The following is a 16,035-nucleotide window of genomic DNA, read 5'->3' as shown; positions in this document are numbered from 1 at the left end:
ACGACCGTGTCGTTCGGGTACCCGACCCCGTTGCGAGGAATGGGAAACGCCCGCGTGTCGCACGCAAACGAAAACCGTTTCGCTGCAGGGAGTTGTGAAGGAGACATCGTGAATGGCGGAGACGGAGACCGCCCTACTAAGCTTCGACAATGTCCGAAGTGGTCCAATCTGCAATACATAGCAGCGACTTAGCTGGTAATGGCAGTCCGAAGCGGTCCAGCCGAAACCCACCACATCCGAGCCGTGATGTGGTAAGGAATGTGGGGTACCCCAGTTCGGCGGAGGATTTGTGAAAAGTAGGGGCAAGCACCCGGAAAAGGCGCTCACTGCAGTGCAAGTGCGGCAGTTCAAAAAGCCAGGCCGCTACGCTGATGGCAACGGCCTCTACCTCGTCGTTGATCCATCTGGCGCAAAACGCTGGCTGCTGCGCCTCGTCGTGCAGGGCCGCCGTCGGGACATCGGTTTGGGCGGTGCAGGCCTCGTGACGCTGGCCGAAGCGCGTGAGCGTGCATTGGCCTATCGGAAGCTCGCACGGGAAGGCGGTGATCCGCTCGTTGAGCGCAGAAAGGCGCAGGTGATCGTCCCAACGTTCGCCGAAGCGGTTGAGCTCGTCCACTCCGAGCATCGTACATCCTGGGCCAACGCCAAGCACGCCCAGCAATGGCGTAATACCCTGCAGCAGTACGCCTGCCCGCAACTCGGGGTGCGCCGCGTCGATCAGATCGACACCCCCGACGTGCTGCGCGTCCTCGCGCCGATTTGGTTGACCAAGCCCGAGACCGCCCGTCGCGTGCGCCAGCGCATCGGCACCGTGCTCGACTGGGCCAAAGCCGCCGGTCATCGAAGTGGTGAAAATCCCGTCGAAGGTGTCGCCAAAGGGCTGCCGAAGCAGGGTGACCGGGACGAGCACCATGCCGCCCTGCCGTATGCGTCCGTGCCCAACTTCGTCAGCCAGTTGCGACACTCCGAGACTGGCGAAATCGCCCGCCTCGCCTTCAAGTTTTTGATCCTCACGGCGTCACGCACGAGCGAGGTGCTGGGTGCGCGTTGGGACGAGATCAACGTGGTGGAGAGGCTGTGGACAGTCCCGGCCATGCGCATGAAGGCCAAGCGCGAGCACCGCGTACCGCTCAGCACCCGCAGCATCGAGATTCTCGCGAGAGCTCGCGAGCTCGCGGGGGGCAGCGCCCTCGTCTTCCCGGGCCGCTCGGGCGAGAAGCCACTTTCAAACATGGTGTTCCTAATGGCCCTGCGTCGTATGAAGCTCCCAATCACGGCGCACGGATTCCGCTCGTCTTTTCGCGATTGGGCGGCCGAGCGTACGAGCCTGCCGCGGGAGGTTGCCGAGATGGCGTTGGCGCACGCTGTCGAGAACCGGGTCGAAGCGGCCTACGCCCGCAGCGATTTGCTCGACCGTCGTCGTGACCTGATGGAGCAGTGGGCGACGTTCGTCTCGCCGGGGGGATCGTCTGCCACCTGACGCATATGCGGGTGTTCCACCGTAGATCAAAAAGCGGAGGCAACGCTGGCGGGCAATATGGCAACGGGCGCAGGGCGGAGATCAGTTGGATGACGGATTATAGCGACTCACGGACCGTTGAGGATGTGCTGCTCCGGTTCCATGCCGATCAGGCGGCGCAGCGCAAGGCGGCCGGTGCGGTCACAAAACGCCGATTCGCTCAGTACGCCTGGAAAACCTTCGACACGAGAGAGGTGATCGCGGTCCTGGCCTCACCGAAGGCGTCCTTTTCCGGCCACAAGCCGGTACTGTTCGCGGGCTTGTGCGCCTGGATTATGAACCCCGTCTCAAAAGGCGGTCTGTCGCGAGCTGCCATGACACTGAACGCTGCCAAGCTCTTACACAGAGCCGAAGTCAAGGGTCGACAGAACCATAAGGTGCCTATTGTAGGGGAAATGTACGCCATGGAAGCCTCGCGGGACTGTATGGGGATGGGGCGGGGTACGGCGGACACGCAGGGTCGCCGCGGGGGTGCCCGGGCCGGCGGTGCCTGACCCGGGCGGAATGGTCGCCGGCGGCTAGGCCTCGCCGGGGGGCATCAGGGCGAGCTCACCCCGCTTGCGCAAAAAGGTGCCCTGGTGGGGATAGTCCCGCCAGCGGCAGGAGAAGACCCGGCCGTTCATGCCGATGATCTCGGCTTCCCACCAACCCTCGTCGGCGCCCTCATGGGCGAGGACGACACTACCAAGCCCGATCTCGTCGCGCTCGCGGGGCACGGGGCTGCCGACGAAGTTGTGGTCGCGGAACTTTGGTTTGGCCGGGCCGTTTGATGCATCGGTCGCCGTCACCGGCTCGAGCGCCGCCGCGGTGCACCGATAAGGCTCGCTCGGCGCGGGCCGCTCCGCCTGCTCGATGTCGCCGACGGCATCAGCCCCGGCCGCGGCCGCCACGGCGACCGGCTCGCATCGATCATCGGGACGTTCGGTGATGCTGAGCCCGGCGCTTTCGCCGGCCAGCGCCACGAGGCGGCTGTAGAGGTCGCGGCGGAGGCCGGGCACATGCGCCTTGCCGCTCGGCAGAATGCGGCCGTGTGCGAGCTGCGCTGCGAGCGCACGCTGGTCGTCATCGGCGAGCGGCAGGGCTCGTAGCTTCATCGGATCGGCCGCGGCTCTCGCGGCCTCGGCCTGATGGCCATCGAACCAGGCGGCGCGGGGCTTGCCGCCGCGATCACGGCCAAACAGCACGAGTGCGGGCGGCTGGGGCGTGAGCGGGGTCTCGGTGACGGGTGCGGGAATGAACTGGATCGCCATTTTCGGGCTCCTGAAACGACGAAGGCCCCCGTGATGGGGGCCTTCTGTGGAGGTGCTGGTGAGAAGCGGGCGCTGGCTGGCGCACGATGGCGGTCGATGCCGCTGCGGTCGTGATCGCCGATGCATGATGCCTCTCCTGGTTCAGCGTTGGCCGGCACCGAAGCGGTGCCCCGGTTTACCAGCCAACAACGTCAGCATAGCAAAAACCGCATTAATGTCAAGATTTAAATCCTATATGAAGCTTTAGCATATAAATTAGCAAGCGTTTACTGAACCGCGCCGGGATTTTCGGAGGCTCCAACTCTTGCGAGGATGGAGCCATGACGAAGCGAACAGCACCCTTTTCCACTGAGGTCCGTGCATGCGCTGTGCGGATGGTATTGGATCACCAGGGCGAGCACGGCTCTCAATACGGTGCGATCCGCTCGATCGCCGCCAAGATCGGCTGCTCGGGTGAGACGCTGCGGAATTGGGTCCGCCAAGCCGAGCAGGAACAGGGCCAACGAGCCGGCCCGACGACGGACGAGCGCGAGCGGATCAAGGCGCTGGAGCGAGAGGTTGGCGAACTCCGGCAGGCCAACGAGATCCTGAGAAAAGCATCGGCGTATTTTGCCCAGGCGGAGCTCGACCGCCCGTTCAAGCGATGATCGCGTTCATCGACGATCACCGTGTGGCCTACGGGGTCGAGCCGATCTGCCGCGTGCTGCCGATCGCTCCGTCGACGTATCACGCCCATGCCGCGCGGCGGACCGATCCCGGTAGTCTGTCAGCACGATCCAAGCGGGATGCGGTGCTGATGACCGAGATCCGGCGCGTGTACGAGGCGAACTTCTGCGTCTACGGCGTGCGCAAGATCTGGCGGCAACTCGCCCGTGAGGGGATCACGGCGGCTCGTTGCACCGTTGCACGGCTGATGCGAGCGATGGGTCTGTAGGGCATTGTACGGGGCAAGACAGTCCGGACGACGATCCCTGATCCAGGCGCGGCGTGCCCACTCGACCGGGTCAACCGGCAGTTCAAGGCCGCCCACCCGAACAGGCTGTGGGTCGCCGACTTCACCTACGTCGCGACCCGAGCGGCTTCGTCTACGCGGCCTTTGTCGTCGACGTTTTTGCCCGCCGGATCGTCCGCTGGCGCGTATCACGTTGGGCGCGGGCGGACTTCGTGCTCGATGCCCTGGAGTCGGCCCTGCACGAGCGCCTCCCCTTCGCCGGCGGCGGTCTTGTCTGTCATTCCAACCGCGGGTCGCAATACGTCAGCATCCGCTACACCGAGCGTCTCGCCGAGGCAGGTGTCGAACCCTCCGTCGGAAGCGTCGGGGACAGCTACGATAATGCTCTCGCCGAGACGATCATCGGCCTGTTCAAGACCGAGGTGATCCACCGGCGCGGCCCCTGGCGATCGTTCGAAGCCGTCGAGTTCGCCACCCTTGAATGGGTCGATTCGTTCAACACCCGTCGTCTGCTCGAAGCGATCGGGAATATCCCTCCCGCCGAGGCCGAAGCGCGTTACTATACCCAGACCGAGGTGCAAGCCTTGGCGGCCTGATCCAAACCAAATGGCCTCCGAGAAACCCGGGCCGGTTCAGGGGCAAGTCGCCAGAAACAGAACCTCCCCCAGCTGGTACTTGACCTTGCAAGCTTCGGGCGGATCGCCGATCCGAGCAAAGTCCTCCAACATCAGCCGTAGCCGTTCCTTCGCAAAAATCTGATCCCCCATGCCGATCCTCTCATCGGCATCCTTGAATCAGATCGCACCAAGCGGCGCCGCGCAGACGTTGACCTGACAACGTTGCAGTGGGATGAACCAACTGCCCCTTGATTCGACAATGCAAAATATTGTATCCCACTACATCAGCTTAGCGCACAGCGAATAATCCATATGAAAAACTTATATCAAGAAATAATGAAAGCTACTAATGAAATTTATCCTGAACTATTTGATGGCAACCCAGATAGGATCGGAGAAGCTACAGGGCATATCGCCGATGCGCTTGGCAGTATGTTCACAATAATTGGATTAACGGCCCCAAATCAAGCCACTGCCCAGGAGGCGATAAATAAGACAATCGAAAGGGCCCTGCTATTTTCCCACGACGTGAAACAAAAACAGCAATGATTTTATTTTAAACGTTAACTTTATAATATTTTTCACCCGATAGAAAATGACCTCTATGATTGTTTCGTGGATACTGTAATGGTCTTCGCGTCAGTTAATAGGTTGATCCAACGTCAGCACCTGCGGGACAGATTGCGAGTCTTCACGAACGGAGGATGGCTGATTTGGTTCTACCCCGGCTGCACGGACACGGGTTCCGCTCGGCCTGCTCTGGCGTGAGGACACCTCGAAGAACCGCACAATTGCAGGGTTTGGCCGTCGATTTGACGTCGCCCGCCGCTTTTTGACGTGATCGGACTGGGCTTCTGGCAATCTGGCGGCGAGCGTGAGCGGGCTCGGTGGTCATCCCGCGATTGCCTAAGGCCGCCATCGGCCGGCAATCGATCCAGAGGAAGCGCTTGAGGTTGTAGTCGAGGTTGGCGAGCCCGATCTTAGAGTGATCGGCCCCCACGCGGTGGTCCAAGGTTAAAGTTAGTGCGCGGTTGGCCGCTCCGCTACGGGTAGCTTGGCCGGTGGAGCTGGTCGGGCGAGCGCAGCCGGCCAAGCGGAGAAGAGGGCAGCGAGAACCGGATCGTGGCCGGCAACCCGGCGGTCACCGCGCTGATCGGCCCCCACGCGGTGGTCCAAGGTTAAAGTTAGTGCGCGGTTGGCCGCTCCGCTACGGGTAGCTTGGCCGGTGGAGCTGGTCGGGCGAGCGCAGCCGGCCAAGCGGAGAAGGCTGGCATGAACACTTCCGGTGCCGGGGGCCGGTATCCCAGAGAGGCATGCGGGAGCACGGTGCTGTAGTGACGTCGCCAGCTTTCGATGACAACCTGCGCTTCCCTGAGTGTGTAGAATATCTCGCCGTTGAGGAGTTCGTCGCGCAGACGAGCGTTGAAGCTCTCGACGTACCCATTCTCCCACGGTGAGCCTGGCGTGATGTAGGCTGTCTTTGCTCCGACGCCGGTAATCCAAGCTTGAACGGCCTTCGCAACGAACTCCGGTCCGTTATCCGAACGAATATGGCCCGGCACGCCACGCAGGATGAACAAGTCCGAGAGCACATCGATGACGTCGATCGCTTTCAGCTTACGGGCGACCCGAATCGCCAGGCATTCATGGGTGAACTCATCGACCACGTTGAGCATCCGGATCTTGCGTCCGTCATGCGTGCGCGCCTCGACAAAGTCATACGACCACACGTGATTGCGGTGTTCCGGGCGAAGACGAACACAGGAGCCGTCGTTGTCCCAGATCCGCCCTCGCTTGGGCTGCTTGGCCGGCACTTTCAGCCCCTCACGCCGCCAAATGNACGTGATTGCGGTGTTCCGGGCGAAGACGAACACAGGAGCCGTCGTTGTCCCAGATCCGCCCTCGCTTGGGCTGCTTGGCCGGCACTTTCAGCCCCTCACGCCGCCAAATGCGTTCGACGCGCTTGTCGTTGACGAACCACCCGGCCGCCTTCAACAACGCACTGATCTTGCGGTAGCCGTAGCGCCCGTACTTCTCGGCCAACGCCACGAGATCAGCCGTCAGCGCCTCTTCGTCGTCGCGGCCCCGCGGTACCTTGCGCTGTGTCGAGCGATGCTGTCCGAGCGCCCGACAGGCGCGGCGCTCGGAGACGGTCATCGTCAGCATGATGTGCTCGACACAGGCGCGTCGGCGCGCGGGGCTCAGAAGTTTCCCCGGGACGCCTCCTGCAAGATCAGCTTGTCGAGGGTNCGGTCATCGTCAGCATGATGTGCTCGACACAGGCGCGTCGGCGCGCGGGGCTCAGAAGTTTCCCCGGGACGCCTCCTGCAAGATCAGCTTGTCGAGGGTAAGATCCGCAATTGCCTTTCGCAGCCGAGCGTTCTCGGTCTCCAGATCCTTCATCCGTCGAACCTGATCCGACTTCAGGCCGCCAAACTCACGCCGCCACCGGTAGTATGTCACTGAACTCACGCCGAGCGCGCGGATTGTATCGGCCACGCTCTGGCCCTGTGAGATCAGCACATCCGCCTGCCGTAGCTTGGCGACGATCTCCTCGGGCTTCGGGTGCTTTGCCATCTCGTCCGTCCTCCAGGCTCAAAAGCCATACCAAAGGGCGGACCACTTCAATGGGGGCTGATCACACGCCCGGTTCGCCGGAGCAGGGCTTTTTGTTGCACCCATCACCAGCACTCGGCATCGAAACAGGCGCCTTTCGATGCCTGTCTTGACAGCCTCAGATGCAGGCAACAGCATGAACGCGGTTAAGAGATGCGCCTAGCCGCAAGCTGGCCGATCGACATTCCCCCTTGTGCCCGAGCGTGATTTCGCGTCAACCACTTACCCACGCGACTGTTCGCCTAACCGCCGGAGATCAGGATGGACGACACCATTGGGGGAAAGCTAGACTCGGTTCGAGCCGCAGTGATGTCCTCGGTCAACCTTGAGCGTATGCTTTTCTGGAGCAAATCTCAAGACCACATCGAAAGCCTGCTAAATATAGCTTCGACAAAGCGTGGGACGACCTTTCAGGCGGAAGAGGTGGCTAATCCTGCCTGAGCGGCATGTCACGGCCCACAACCAGCTTTGAGCCGTGACTAACCGTTCTCTGGGCGCGGAAGCCAGCTTTGCGTCACTCCAATCAAATCTGAGTAGGCTTATGGTAGATCCAGACTACATCTCAAAAGCCACGCCATTATTTGAAAACCTTCGGACTTTCTTGGAGCCGGTTTATAAACTTACGCCTAAAGCTAATAAAGTTTACCTCGAATTTGGATGCGGGCAATTCGGGGGCTATATACACTTTTGGAAAAACTACTTCAAACATGCGTATGGCTTGGATATTTTTGATTACTCAAAAAACTTTGAAAGCGACGTCAAATTTCTGCACTCGGCTGACGCCCTTACCATTCCACTTCCTGATCGTAGCGTCGATTTCATCGCATCACATTCGGTCCTTGAGCATGTCATTGATCTCCCGCACACACTCTCCGAAATGCAGCGGGTTCTAAAAGTTGGCGGCGTCGCGTATCTCACCGTCAGCCCTCTGTTCTACGCCCGCCGTGGCGGCCACATCGCCGGACACACGACATGGGAACATCTGGACCCTGAATCCAAATGGTTCATGGGCTCTCGCACCCTTGATGAGAGGCCCACGGTGGATCATCTCAACGGGCTGACGAACTCTCGATTTTTAGAGGCGATCGGTCATCACCCCTGGCGCCTGCTCAAATACGATGTGCGCGTCGAAACGGGTCTTGAATTGCCGGATTTCGTGAAAGATGGTCCCATTTCCAAGATGGACCTCTTCACACGAGAGTTTCGGTGCGTTGCGCAGAAAGTTGCCGATTTTGACGGAGATGACGTCCTAGTCAAACACAACGCCAAAAATTTCATTATCTCAGAACCTTCGTAAGGTGTCGGAGGAAGCCTTGGCAGATCAAGCACGCAGCGGCGTCTTGATGATCGCATGGTATACGCGGAAAGACTTCAACCGCATCCGCAAGCTTGCTTCAAATGGGGGTGGGCTACAAGCTAATTACGACGAATGGTGTGAGCGTGCTGATCACGCCATTCAAATAGCTGAGACCGCTGGGAAGCGAGGTGAGAAAGTCATTGTTGACGCCGGCGATCTCGAAAAATGGCTCAAGAACAAGGGCCTTGAAAGTACATCGGATAATTGAGCGCAGTTTGTATATGAAACAACTCGCGCTCATTTCAATAACTGAGCTAACTGAAATTGGCAGGAGACACCATGTCTGAAGAAAATAAGGTTGAGGCGGAATTACTGAAGCTTGAGATCGGCGCGGGAAATAAGCCTCAGCCTGGGTATATCCACCATGACATCAGACCACTTCCAGATATTGAGGTGGTTTGCGATGCTCGCAGTTTTCCAAAAGAGGAAAAAGACAAATACGATGAGGTGTACGCCGCAAACATCTTGGAGCACTTCAATCGATTTGAAGTGAACAAGGTTTTGCGTGAGTGGGTCACGCTTCTTAAGATTGGCGGGAAGGCCACGATTATTGTCCCCGACATTAAAGAGATTACCCGCCAGTATGTAAACGGATGGATTGATCACCAGTTTTTTGTCTATCTGACGTATGGCGGGAATGATTACGAGTTCAACAAGCACTACTACGGCTTCAGCCCCGAGCATATCGAAGAGGTTTTCGCAGCCAATGGGCTCAAGATGGTGAAGTGCAAGCCGGGCAAGTCGTGGGAGAACCGCTCATCTGATAAGTACTGTCCAATGATCACCGCTGTCGGTGAGAGGGTGACCTAAGGATTGTTGCCTAAAAACTTGCCAACTTCACGACTGACACCCTATCATTTTACTCCGCATATCGTGAGGTTGGCAAGTCTTAATGACCAATAATTAGATCGGCTTATGATAGGGATCGTTGTTGCGTGGTTCGGGACTACGATAGCGGGGTCTATCTGCTGATCTGGCGAATGGCCGGCCAACCGCCGTGGATGGTCAACAACGACCTCAACGGCTGGTGGCTGTGGTGGCAGATCGTCGGCGGCATCCTGCACCTGACGGCGCCGCGGTCGATCGAGAATGAGGTGCCGCGTCCGAACTTCTCGCGCCTAGGGGGCGCTCTCATGGCTGGCGTCGCGCTCGGTTACACGGTCGCCGTGCTGCGGCCGGACGTGGCCGGCTTCGTCGAGGAGTTGCGGCCCTACCTCAGCGAGGGCTTCTGGCGGCCGCCGTTTGACCCTGACCCAGCAAACTGGTCCGCGTTGTGCGCAAGTTTTTCGGGCATCCTGATCCCTGAAGGAGGGTGGATGCCATGCCTCGCAAGCGCTTCACCAATGAACAGATCGCCATCGCCCTGCGGCAGGCGGAGAATGGCGCCACGGTGGACGAGGTCTGCCGGAAGATGGGCGTCTCTGAGCCGACATTCTACCGCTGGAAGAAGCAGTTCGTCGGCATGGGCGTGCCGGAGATTCGACGGCTCAAGCAACTGGAGGACGAGAACAGCAAGCTCAAGCGGCTGGTCGCCGATCTGACACTGGACTTCTCCATTCTGACACTGGACTTCTCCATGCTGCAGGATGTCCTGAAGCAAAAGTGGTAAGAGACCTTCCGGGAAGTCTACCTGTCTGATCAGGGGTTTGCTGCGAGACGTCGGAGCATGAGGCGGATCATGGCGAGGCGGACGAAGGCAGCGGCCTTTCTCGCGTGGCGTTCATAGTCTCGGGCGAGACGCCGGCAACGGCTGATCCAGGCGAGGGTGCGTTCCACGATCCAGCGCTTGGGCAGCACGACGAAGCGATGCTTGTCGCATCGGCGGACGATCTGGAGCGTCCATGTGCCGGTACGGGCGACGGCGGCTTCCATCTTTGGGCCTTGGTAGCCGGCGTCTCCGATGATGCGTTCGACGAAGGGAAAGCTCCGTCGCGCCTCCTAGAGCAGCGCCTCGGCGCCGTCGCGGTCCTGGATGCTGGCTGGATGCACGTTGACGGCGAGCAGGAGGCCCAGCGTGTCGGTCAGGACATGGCGCTTGCGGCCGACCACCTTCTTATACTAAGCCTCGCTGAGCAGGACTCACGCGGGGTAGCGTCGGCATCTCGGTCGTGATTCCTTCCTTGGGTTTGGAGCCTGAGGAGGATGCGATGGCTGCGAGCACCGCAACGGCCGCTGGGCCGATTCGCGCCGGCGCTACGACGCAAGGGTTCGCGTGATCCGGCGCAGACCCGCCGCCTGTTGGCGCTGTCGGTGATCGCCGCGGGTGKTCTGCGCTCGGAGGCGGCCGAGATCGGCGGGGTCGGGCTGCAGACGGTGCGCGACTGGGTCGTGGCCTTCAACGCCGATGGACCGGACGGGCTGATCGACGGCAAGGCCCCCGGGGCCCGTCCGCGCCTGAACGCCGACCAGCGCGATGTCCTCAAGGCGCTGGTCGACCACGGACCGACGCCGGCCGCACACGGTGTGGTGCGGTGGCGATTGTGCGATCTGGCCCAGATCCTGTCCGAGGATCACGGCGTGTCGGTCTCCGAGCAGACCTTGAGCCGAGTTTTACGGGCCATGGGCTACCGCAAGCTCTCAGCCCGCCCGCGCCATCACGCCCAGGATCCGGACGCCGCGGCTGTTTTTAAAAAGACTTCCCCGACCGTCTGGCGGACATCGCGCAGGCTGTCGGCGGCAAGCCGGTAGAAGTCTGGTTCTGCGACGAGGCCCGTGTCGGCCAGAAGAMCACCCTGACCCGACGCTGGGCCAAGCGCGGAACGCGACCCTCGGCCCCCAAGGACCAGCGCACGGCCTCGGCCTACATCTTCGGGGCGATCTGCCCGGCCAGAGGCGTGGGCGCGGGCCTGATCATGCCCCGTTGCACCACGTCGGCCATGGCCCGTCACCKCSAAGAGATTTCGGCGACCGTGGCTTCTGGCGCCCACGCCGTCCTCCTGCTCGATCAAGCCGGCTGGCACACCACCAGGAAGCTGCCAATTCCCGACAACATCACCCTGTTGCCCCTGCCGGCGCGCTCACCCGAACTCAACCCGGTCGAGAACCTCTGGCAGTTCCTTCGCGACAACTGGCTCGGAAACCGGATCTTCCAATCCTACGACGACATCCTCGATCACTGCTGCGACGCCTGGAACAAGCTCATCGCCCAACCCTGGCGCATCATGTCCATCGGACTGCGCCGATGGGCCCATGGGTGCTGATCAATGAGAATTGGTATTTTGCCCGCGATGTAGGGGGGCAGCGGCAGGGTTGCGACGCCTGGAACAAGCTCATCGCCCAACCCTGGCGCATCATGTCCATCGGACTGCGCCGATGGGCCCATGGGTGCTGATCAATGAGAATTGGTATAAGTCCTTGCCATGACGTGGGTGCTGGTGACAGGTCCGATGGCGCGGCCTATCAAGGCGCGAAGCGGCATGCCCGAGTCGTCGGGGAACGGCCCTGCCGTCCCGTGGCAGTCCGCGCCCATCGGCGGACCACGCGCCGGACCGGTGCACGCGTCGACGAGGCCGGCCTCGAACAGGAACCAGAGGGTCACAACGGATGCGCATCGCTATCGTAGGGTCCGGCTACGTCGGCCTCGTCTCGGGAACCTGCTTTGCCGATTTCGGACACGACGTGATCTGCGTCGACAAGGACCCGGCCAAGATCGAGGCCCTGAAGGCCGGCCGCATGCCGATCTACGAGCCCGGGCTGGAGGCGCTGGTGGCCGACAACGTGCGCCAGGGCCGCCTCAGCTTCACCACGGACTTCGCGCCGGCGGTGGAGCAGGCCGATGCGGTCTTCATCGCGGTGGGCACGCCCTCGCGCCGCGGCGACGGTTTCGCCGACCTCACCTACGTCTTCGCGGCCGCCCGCGAGATCGCGGCATCGCTCACCGGCTACACGGTGGTGGTCACCAAATCGACGGTACCGGTGGGCACCGGCGACGAGGTCGAGCGCATCATCCGCGAGGCGCGGCCCGAGGCGGACGTCTCCGTTGTCTCCAACCCTGAGTTCCTGCGCGAGGGCGCGGCGATCGAGGACTTCAAGCGCCCAGACCGCATCGTCATCGGCAGCGAGGATCCGCGCGCCACCGAGCTCATGGCCAAGGTCTATCGGCCGCTCTACCTCAATCAGGCGCCGATCCTGGTCACCGGCCGCCGCACCGCCGAACTGACGAAATACGCCGCCAACGCCTTCCTCGCCACCAAGATCACCTTCATCAACGAGATCGCGGACCTGTGCGAGCAGGTCGGCGCCAACGTCCAGGAGGTCGCCCGCGGCATCGGCCTCGACAACCGCATCGGGGGCAAGTTCCTCCATGCCGGCCCGGGGTACGGCGGCTCGTGCTTTCCCAAGGACACCCTGGCCCTCGTCAAGACCGCGCAGGACGCCGGCACCCCCGTGCGCCTCGTGGAGACGGTGGTCTCGGTCAACGACCAGCGCAAGCGGGCAATGGCCCGGCGCGTGGTGGCGGCCTGTGGCGGCTCGGTGCGGGGCAAGACGATCGCCATCCTCGGCCTCACCTTCAAGCCCAACACCGACGACATGCGCGATGCGCCGTCCCTGTCGATCATCACCGCCCTCCAGGACGGCGGCGCGCGCATCGTCGCCTACGATCCGGAGGGCATGGAGCAGGCCGGCCTGATGCTGTCGAACGTCACCTACGCGCAGGATGCCTATACCTGTGCCGAGGGTGCGGACGCCGTGGTCATCGTGACGGAATGGAACGCCTTCCGGGCGCTGGATCTCGCCCGCCTGCGCGAGATCATGGCCGCCCCGGTGCTCGTGGACCTGCGCAACGTCTACACGCCGGCCGAGGCGATGCAGCAGGGCTTCCGCTACACCGGCATCGGCATCACGTCGGATACGACGGTCGACGCCGCCGGGTGATGCGGCCGCCGCCCGCGGCGCAGGTGCCGGTAACCGCCGACCTCTGAATTGGCCGGCCTCAGAACTCGCCGGCCTCAGAACTTGCCGAGCATCGGAAAGTCGACGCTGAGGGTCGATTCGGCCGCGAGCGGCGCCTCGCGCTTGCGCGGCTTGCGGTTGATCACCTGCTTGAGCTTGGACTTGAGCACCGACATGTCGAACGGCTTGAGGATGAAGGCGTCCGCGCCGGCCTGGTGAGCGAGGTTGATGTCCTCGAACTCGAACGAGGCCTCGGTGAGGATGAAGGGGGTGTTCATCAGGGCGTCGTCCCCCCGGATCTCGCGCAGGAGCGAGAGACCGTCCATCGGCTCCATGTCGAGGTCGGCGATGACGAGGGCGTACTTGCGCTGCCGAAGCCGCTCGAGGGCCTCCAATCCGTCGGTCACCCCCTCGACGTCCGGAAACCCGAGGCGGTTCATGAGCAGGATGACCAGGCGGAGAAGCTTCTCCTGGTCGTCGACGATGAGAATCGGGGGCGTCTCGCTCATGGCGTCTTGGACTCGAGGTGGTCACGGCCCCGAAGATCGGAGTCAGGATATCGGATGACGGCGGTGTTTGTGGTCATACGAAGAGGTGATCGATGCCCTGCTTCGACATCGACTCGGTCTGGAGCGCGAGGGCGAGGGACTGGATCGAGATCGCGCGCGGCGTGCCGCGCTGGAACATCGGCAGGAGGTTGGCCTTCTGGAACAGGGCGTCGTTGGCGGGATTGCGCACGCAGGTGGAAAAGGAGTTCACGAACTCCCGCTTCACGATCTCCCGCCATTCGACGATCTGGACGTCGCGGTGGCGCGTATCGACGTTGATGCGCCCGAAGGTGTCGTTGACCGACATCCGCTCGCCTTCGATGATCTGGGCAGCGAAGTTCTGCTCGACGATCAGAAAGCTCGTGATGACAGAGAACTCGTTCTTCTTCTGCGCCTGACGGGTGATCTCGCCGAGTTCGCGAGAGCGCGTCAGTGCATCGGCGGCCAGGTTCAGCCGCGAGAAGTAGATGAGGTGGACGAGGGTCGTCCGCTTGTTTTTCATCGAACCTGGTCCAGTGGTCACCGCCGGGAACGCTACAGCCATCGGCCATAACGCCGCGTAAACGCGCTCAAAGACCGGCAAATCCTGCCGGGACCGGGCCGCGGACCGGCGTTTTCTGCCGCCCCGCCAGCCGCGATCGTGAATCATATCAATGGCTTGGTCTCGGCACGGGGCTTGCGCCGGCTGGTCCCGGGATCGGTCCGCGCTTCGGCCGCTCCCCGACGAACGGTCATGCGCGAGAGGTTTTGCCGGCCATGGATGTCTTCACCGCCCTGCAGACGGCCGTATCCGGCCTGAAAGCCCAATCGTTCTCGCTCAACAACATTTCGGGCAACATCGCGAACTCGCAGACGACCGGCTACAAGCGGATCGACACGAACTTCGTCGATCTCATCGCCGAACAGCAGCCCGGCCGCCAGGTGGCGGGCTCGGTCCTGGCCGATTCGCGCCTGACCACCACGATCCAGGGCGGCCTCAACGCCACCAACGTCGGCACCAACATCGCCCTCAACGGCGACGGCTTCTTCACGGTCCAATCCAAGACCAGCGACGCCAACGGGCAGCCGACCTTCTCGACCGCCGAGAAATTCACCCGGCGCGGCGACTTCGCCCCCGACAAGGACGGCTACCTCGTCAACGGCGCGGGCTCCTACCTCAAGGGCTCGACCCTCGACCCCGCCACCGGCCAGGCCTCCTCCGAGGGGCCGATCAAGATCTCGAACGCCCTCCTGGCGGCACAGCCGACCAGCACGATCACCTATTCGGCCAACCTGCCGAAGGTGCCGGCGACCACCAACGCCTCGGCCGCCTTGCCCGGTTCGGAGCTCCTGGCGCCGTTCGGGACCGCCCCCAACCAGCGCGACCCGCGCATCCTCAGCGGCACCGGGACCGCGAGCGTGGCCGCGGGCGACGCGCAGAGCCTCGTCAACAACAGCGTGGTCGGCCCGACCATGACCCTGTACTCGGCCAGCGGCGGCCCGGTGAGCCTGGCGACGCGCTGGGCCAAGGTGCAGACGGGCGAGCCCGCCACCGGGACCGCGGCCGCCACCGACGACGTCTGGAACCTGTTCTACGCCAACAACAGCACAGCGGGCCTCAACCAGTCGCCCTGGACCAACGCCGGCACCGCCTTCGGCTTCAACGCCAGCGGCCAGCTCACCGCACCGGCCGCAACCTCGATCACGGTTCCCGACGTGACCATCGACGGGATCAACCTCAACGACCTCACCCTGCGCTTCGGCAGCGGCGGGCTGACCCAGTACAACACGTCCGACGGGCGGGTGACGACCAACACCCAGCAGCAGGACGGCTATGCCTCGGGCTCGCTCATCAGCACCGAAGTGACCGAGGACGGCACGATCGCGGGCACCTACAGCAACGGCAGCACCCTGTCCCTGGCCAAGATCAACGTCGTGCAGTTCACCAACTCCGACGGGCTGAAGTCGGATTCCGGCGGCAACTACGAGCAGACCATCGACTCGGGCCCGCCCCTGGTGGGCCTGAAGGGATCGACGGTCATCGGCGGCACCATCGAGCAGTCGAATACGGACATTGCGAGCGAATTTTCGAAGATGATCGTAACCCAACAGGCGTATTCGGCCAACACCAAGGTCATGTCCACCGCTCAGGACATGATGTCGGCGCTGATCAATATCATTCGCTGATCGCCGAAAAGGGTCTGCCGGCCCGAGCACCGGGCCGGAACACGGATCGGATTTTCGGCAGATGCCCGGTGCGAGGGCAATTTCTTAGAGACTCGGGCCGGATATCCTATCCGGTCA

General features: G+C 62.3%; 11 protein-coding genes, 7 pseudogenes and 1 other annotated feature. Of the genes and pseudogenes, 11 read left to right on the top strand and 7 right to left on the bottom strand.

Annotation, left to right across the window (positions count from 1 at the left end):
* Nucleotides 1-289 precede the first annotated feature (289 nt).
* Both ASG59_RS12390 and ASG59_RS20585 read left to right on the top strand, forming a co-directional pair.
* Nucleotides 290-1,480: a site-specific integrase gene (locus tag ASG59_RS12390; protein WP_056409139.1), complete on the top strand. Its 1,191-nt coding sequence runs from the start codon at nucleotides 290-292 to the stop codon at nucleotides 1,478-1,480.
* Nucleotides 1,481-1,569: 89 nt separating this feature from the next.
* Nucleotides 1,570-2,013 (top strand): hypothetical protein, encoded by a 444-nt coding sequence (locus tag ASG59_RS20585; protein WP_156399227.1) that lies wholly within the window; start codon nucleotides 1,570-1,572, stop codon nucleotides 2,011-2,013.
* Nucleotides 2,014-2,037: 24 nt separating this feature from the next.
* Here the strand turns inward: ASG59_RS20585 and ASG59_RS21290 are convergent, their stop codons facing one another.
* On the bottom strand, nucleotides 2,038-2,769 hold the full coding sequence (locus ASG59_RS21290; protein ID WP_244475698.1) for a hypothetical protein: 732 nt from the start codon (nucleotides 2,767-2,769) through the stop codon (nucleotides 2,038-2,040).
* Between the two features lie 320 nt (nucleotides 2,770-3,089).
* Here ASG59_RS21290 and ASG59_RS19985 point away from each other — a divergent pair.
* Nucleotides 3,090-4,317, top strand: a pseudogene (locus tag ASG59_RS19985) (IS3 family transposase).
* Nucleotides 3,371-3,487: a sequence feature (AL1L pseudoknot), on the top strand. Its footprint overlaps the pseudogene before it by 117 nt.
* Nucleotides 4,318-4,650: 333 nt before the next feature.
* Nucleotides 4,651-4,887 (top strand): hypothetical protein, encoded by a 237-nt coding sequence (locus ASG59_RS20580; protein ID WP_156399226.1) that lies wholly within the window; start codon nucleotides 4,651-4,653, stop codon nucleotides 4,885-4,887.
* 635 nt (nucleotides 4,888-5,522) lie between these two features.
* Here ASG59_RS20580 and ASG59_RS12365 read toward each other — a convergent pair.
* The 3 pseudogenes from ASG59_RS12365 to ASG59_RS20570 form a co-directional block, all read right to left on the bottom strand.
* Nucleotides 5,523-6,177 (bottom strand): annotated as a pseudogene (locus ASG59_RS12365) (integrase core domain-containing protein); the annotation flags it as partial.
* Between the two features lies 1 nt (nucleotide 6,178).
* Nucleotides 6,179-6,587, bottom strand: a pseudogene (locus tag ASG59_RS20925) (IS3 family transposase); the annotation flags it as partial.
* 1 nt (nucleotide 6,588) lies between these two features.
* Nucleotides 6,589-6,915, bottom strand: a pseudogene (locus ASG59_RS20570) (transposase); the annotation flags it as partial.
* A gap of 580 nt (nucleotides 6,916-7,495) precedes the next feature.
* Between ASG59_RS20570 and ASG59_RS19975 the strand changes: the two are divergent.
* From ASG59_RS19975 to ASG59_RS12345, 4 genes and pseudogenes are all read left to right on the top strand, one after another.
* Nucleotides 7,496-8,251, top strand: a complete 756-nt coding sequence (locus ASG59_RS19975; protein ID WP_082528742.1) for a methyltransferase domain-containing protein — start codon at nucleotides 7,496-7,498, stop codon at nucleotides 8,249-8,251.
* A 16-nt stretch (nucleotides 8,252-8,267) separates the two neighbouring features.
* Nucleotides 8,268-8,519, top strand: a complete 252-nt coding sequence (locus tag ASG59_RS20560) for a hypothetical protein (RefSeq protein ID WP_156399223.1) — start codon at nucleotides 8,268-8,270, stop codon at nucleotides 8,517-8,519.
* A 71-nt stretch (nucleotides 8,520-8,590) separates the two neighbouring features.
* Nucleotides 8,591-9,121, top strand: a complete 531-nt coding sequence (locus ASG59_RS12350; protein WP_156399222.1) for a hypothetical protein — start codon at nucleotides 8,591-8,593, stop codon at nucleotides 9,119-9,121.
* Between the two features lie 511 nt (nucleotides 9,122-9,632).
* Nucleotides 9,633-9,914 (top strand): annotated as a pseudogene (locus ASG59_RS12345) (transposase); the annotation flags it as partial.
* A 35-nt stretch (nucleotides 9,915-9,949) separates the two neighbouring features.
* Here ASG59_RS12345 and ASG59_RS21475 read toward each other — a convergent pair.
* Nucleotides 9,950-10,360, bottom strand: a pseudogene (locus ASG59_RS21475) (IS5 family transposase).
* Nucleotides 10,361-10,419: 59 nt separating this feature from the next.
* On the opposite strand from ASG59_RS21475, the pseudogene ASG59_RS19970 reads away from it, so the two are divergent.
* Together ASG59_RS19970 and ASG59_RS12320 are read left to right on the top strand one after the other, a co-directional pair.
* Nucleotides 10,420-11,511: pseudogene (locus ASG59_RS19970) on the top strand (IS630 family transposase).
* Between the two features lie 343 nt (nucleotides 11,512-11,854).
* Nucleotides 11,855-13,186 (top strand): UDP-glucose/GDP-mannose dehydrogenase family protein, encoded by a 1,332-nt coding sequence (locus ASG59_RS12320; protein ID WP_055888283.1) that lies wholly within the window; start codon nucleotides 11,855-11,857, stop codon nucleotides 13,184-13,186.
* Between the two features lie 74 nt (nucleotides 13,187-13,260).
* Here ASG59_RS12320 and ASG59_RS12315 read toward each other — a convergent pair whose 3' ends face one another.
* Both ASG59_RS12315 and ASG59_RS12310 read right to left on the bottom strand, forming a co-directional pair.
* The gene (locus tag ASG59_RS12315) at nucleotides 13,261-13,713 is read right to left on the bottom strand and encodes a response regulator (RefSeq protein ID WP_055888285.1); all 453 of its coding nucleotides are present in this window, start codon (nucleotides 13,711-13,713) and stop codon (nucleotides 13,261-13,263) included.
* 73 nt (nucleotides 13,714-13,786) lie between these two features.
* On the bottom strand, nucleotides 13,787-14,254 hold the full coding sequence (locus ASG59_RS12310) for a BLUF domain-containing protein (protein WP_055888287.1): 468 nt from the start codon (nucleotides 14,252-14,254) through the stop codon (nucleotides 13,787-13,789).
* Between the two features lie 254 nt (nucleotides 14,255-14,508).
* Between ASG59_RS12310 and ASG59_RS12305 the strand changes: the two genes are divergently transcribed.
* A complete protein-coding gene (locus ASG59_RS12305; RefSeq protein ID WP_056286390.1) occupies nucleotides 14,509-15,918 on the top strand; it encodes a flagellar hook-basal body complex protein in 1,410 nt (469 codons plus the stop codon).
* The last annotated feature ends 117 nt before the right edge of the window (nucleotides 15,919-16,035 follow it).

Source organism: Methylobacterium sp. Leaf466, assembly GCF_001425565.1.
Classification (GTDB): Bacteria; Pseudomonadota; Alphaproteobacteria; order Rhizobiales; family Beijerinckiaceae; genus Methylobacterium.
Note: the sequence above shows the minus strand (reverse complement) of the source record. Positions and strands in the feature narration are given on the sequence as shown.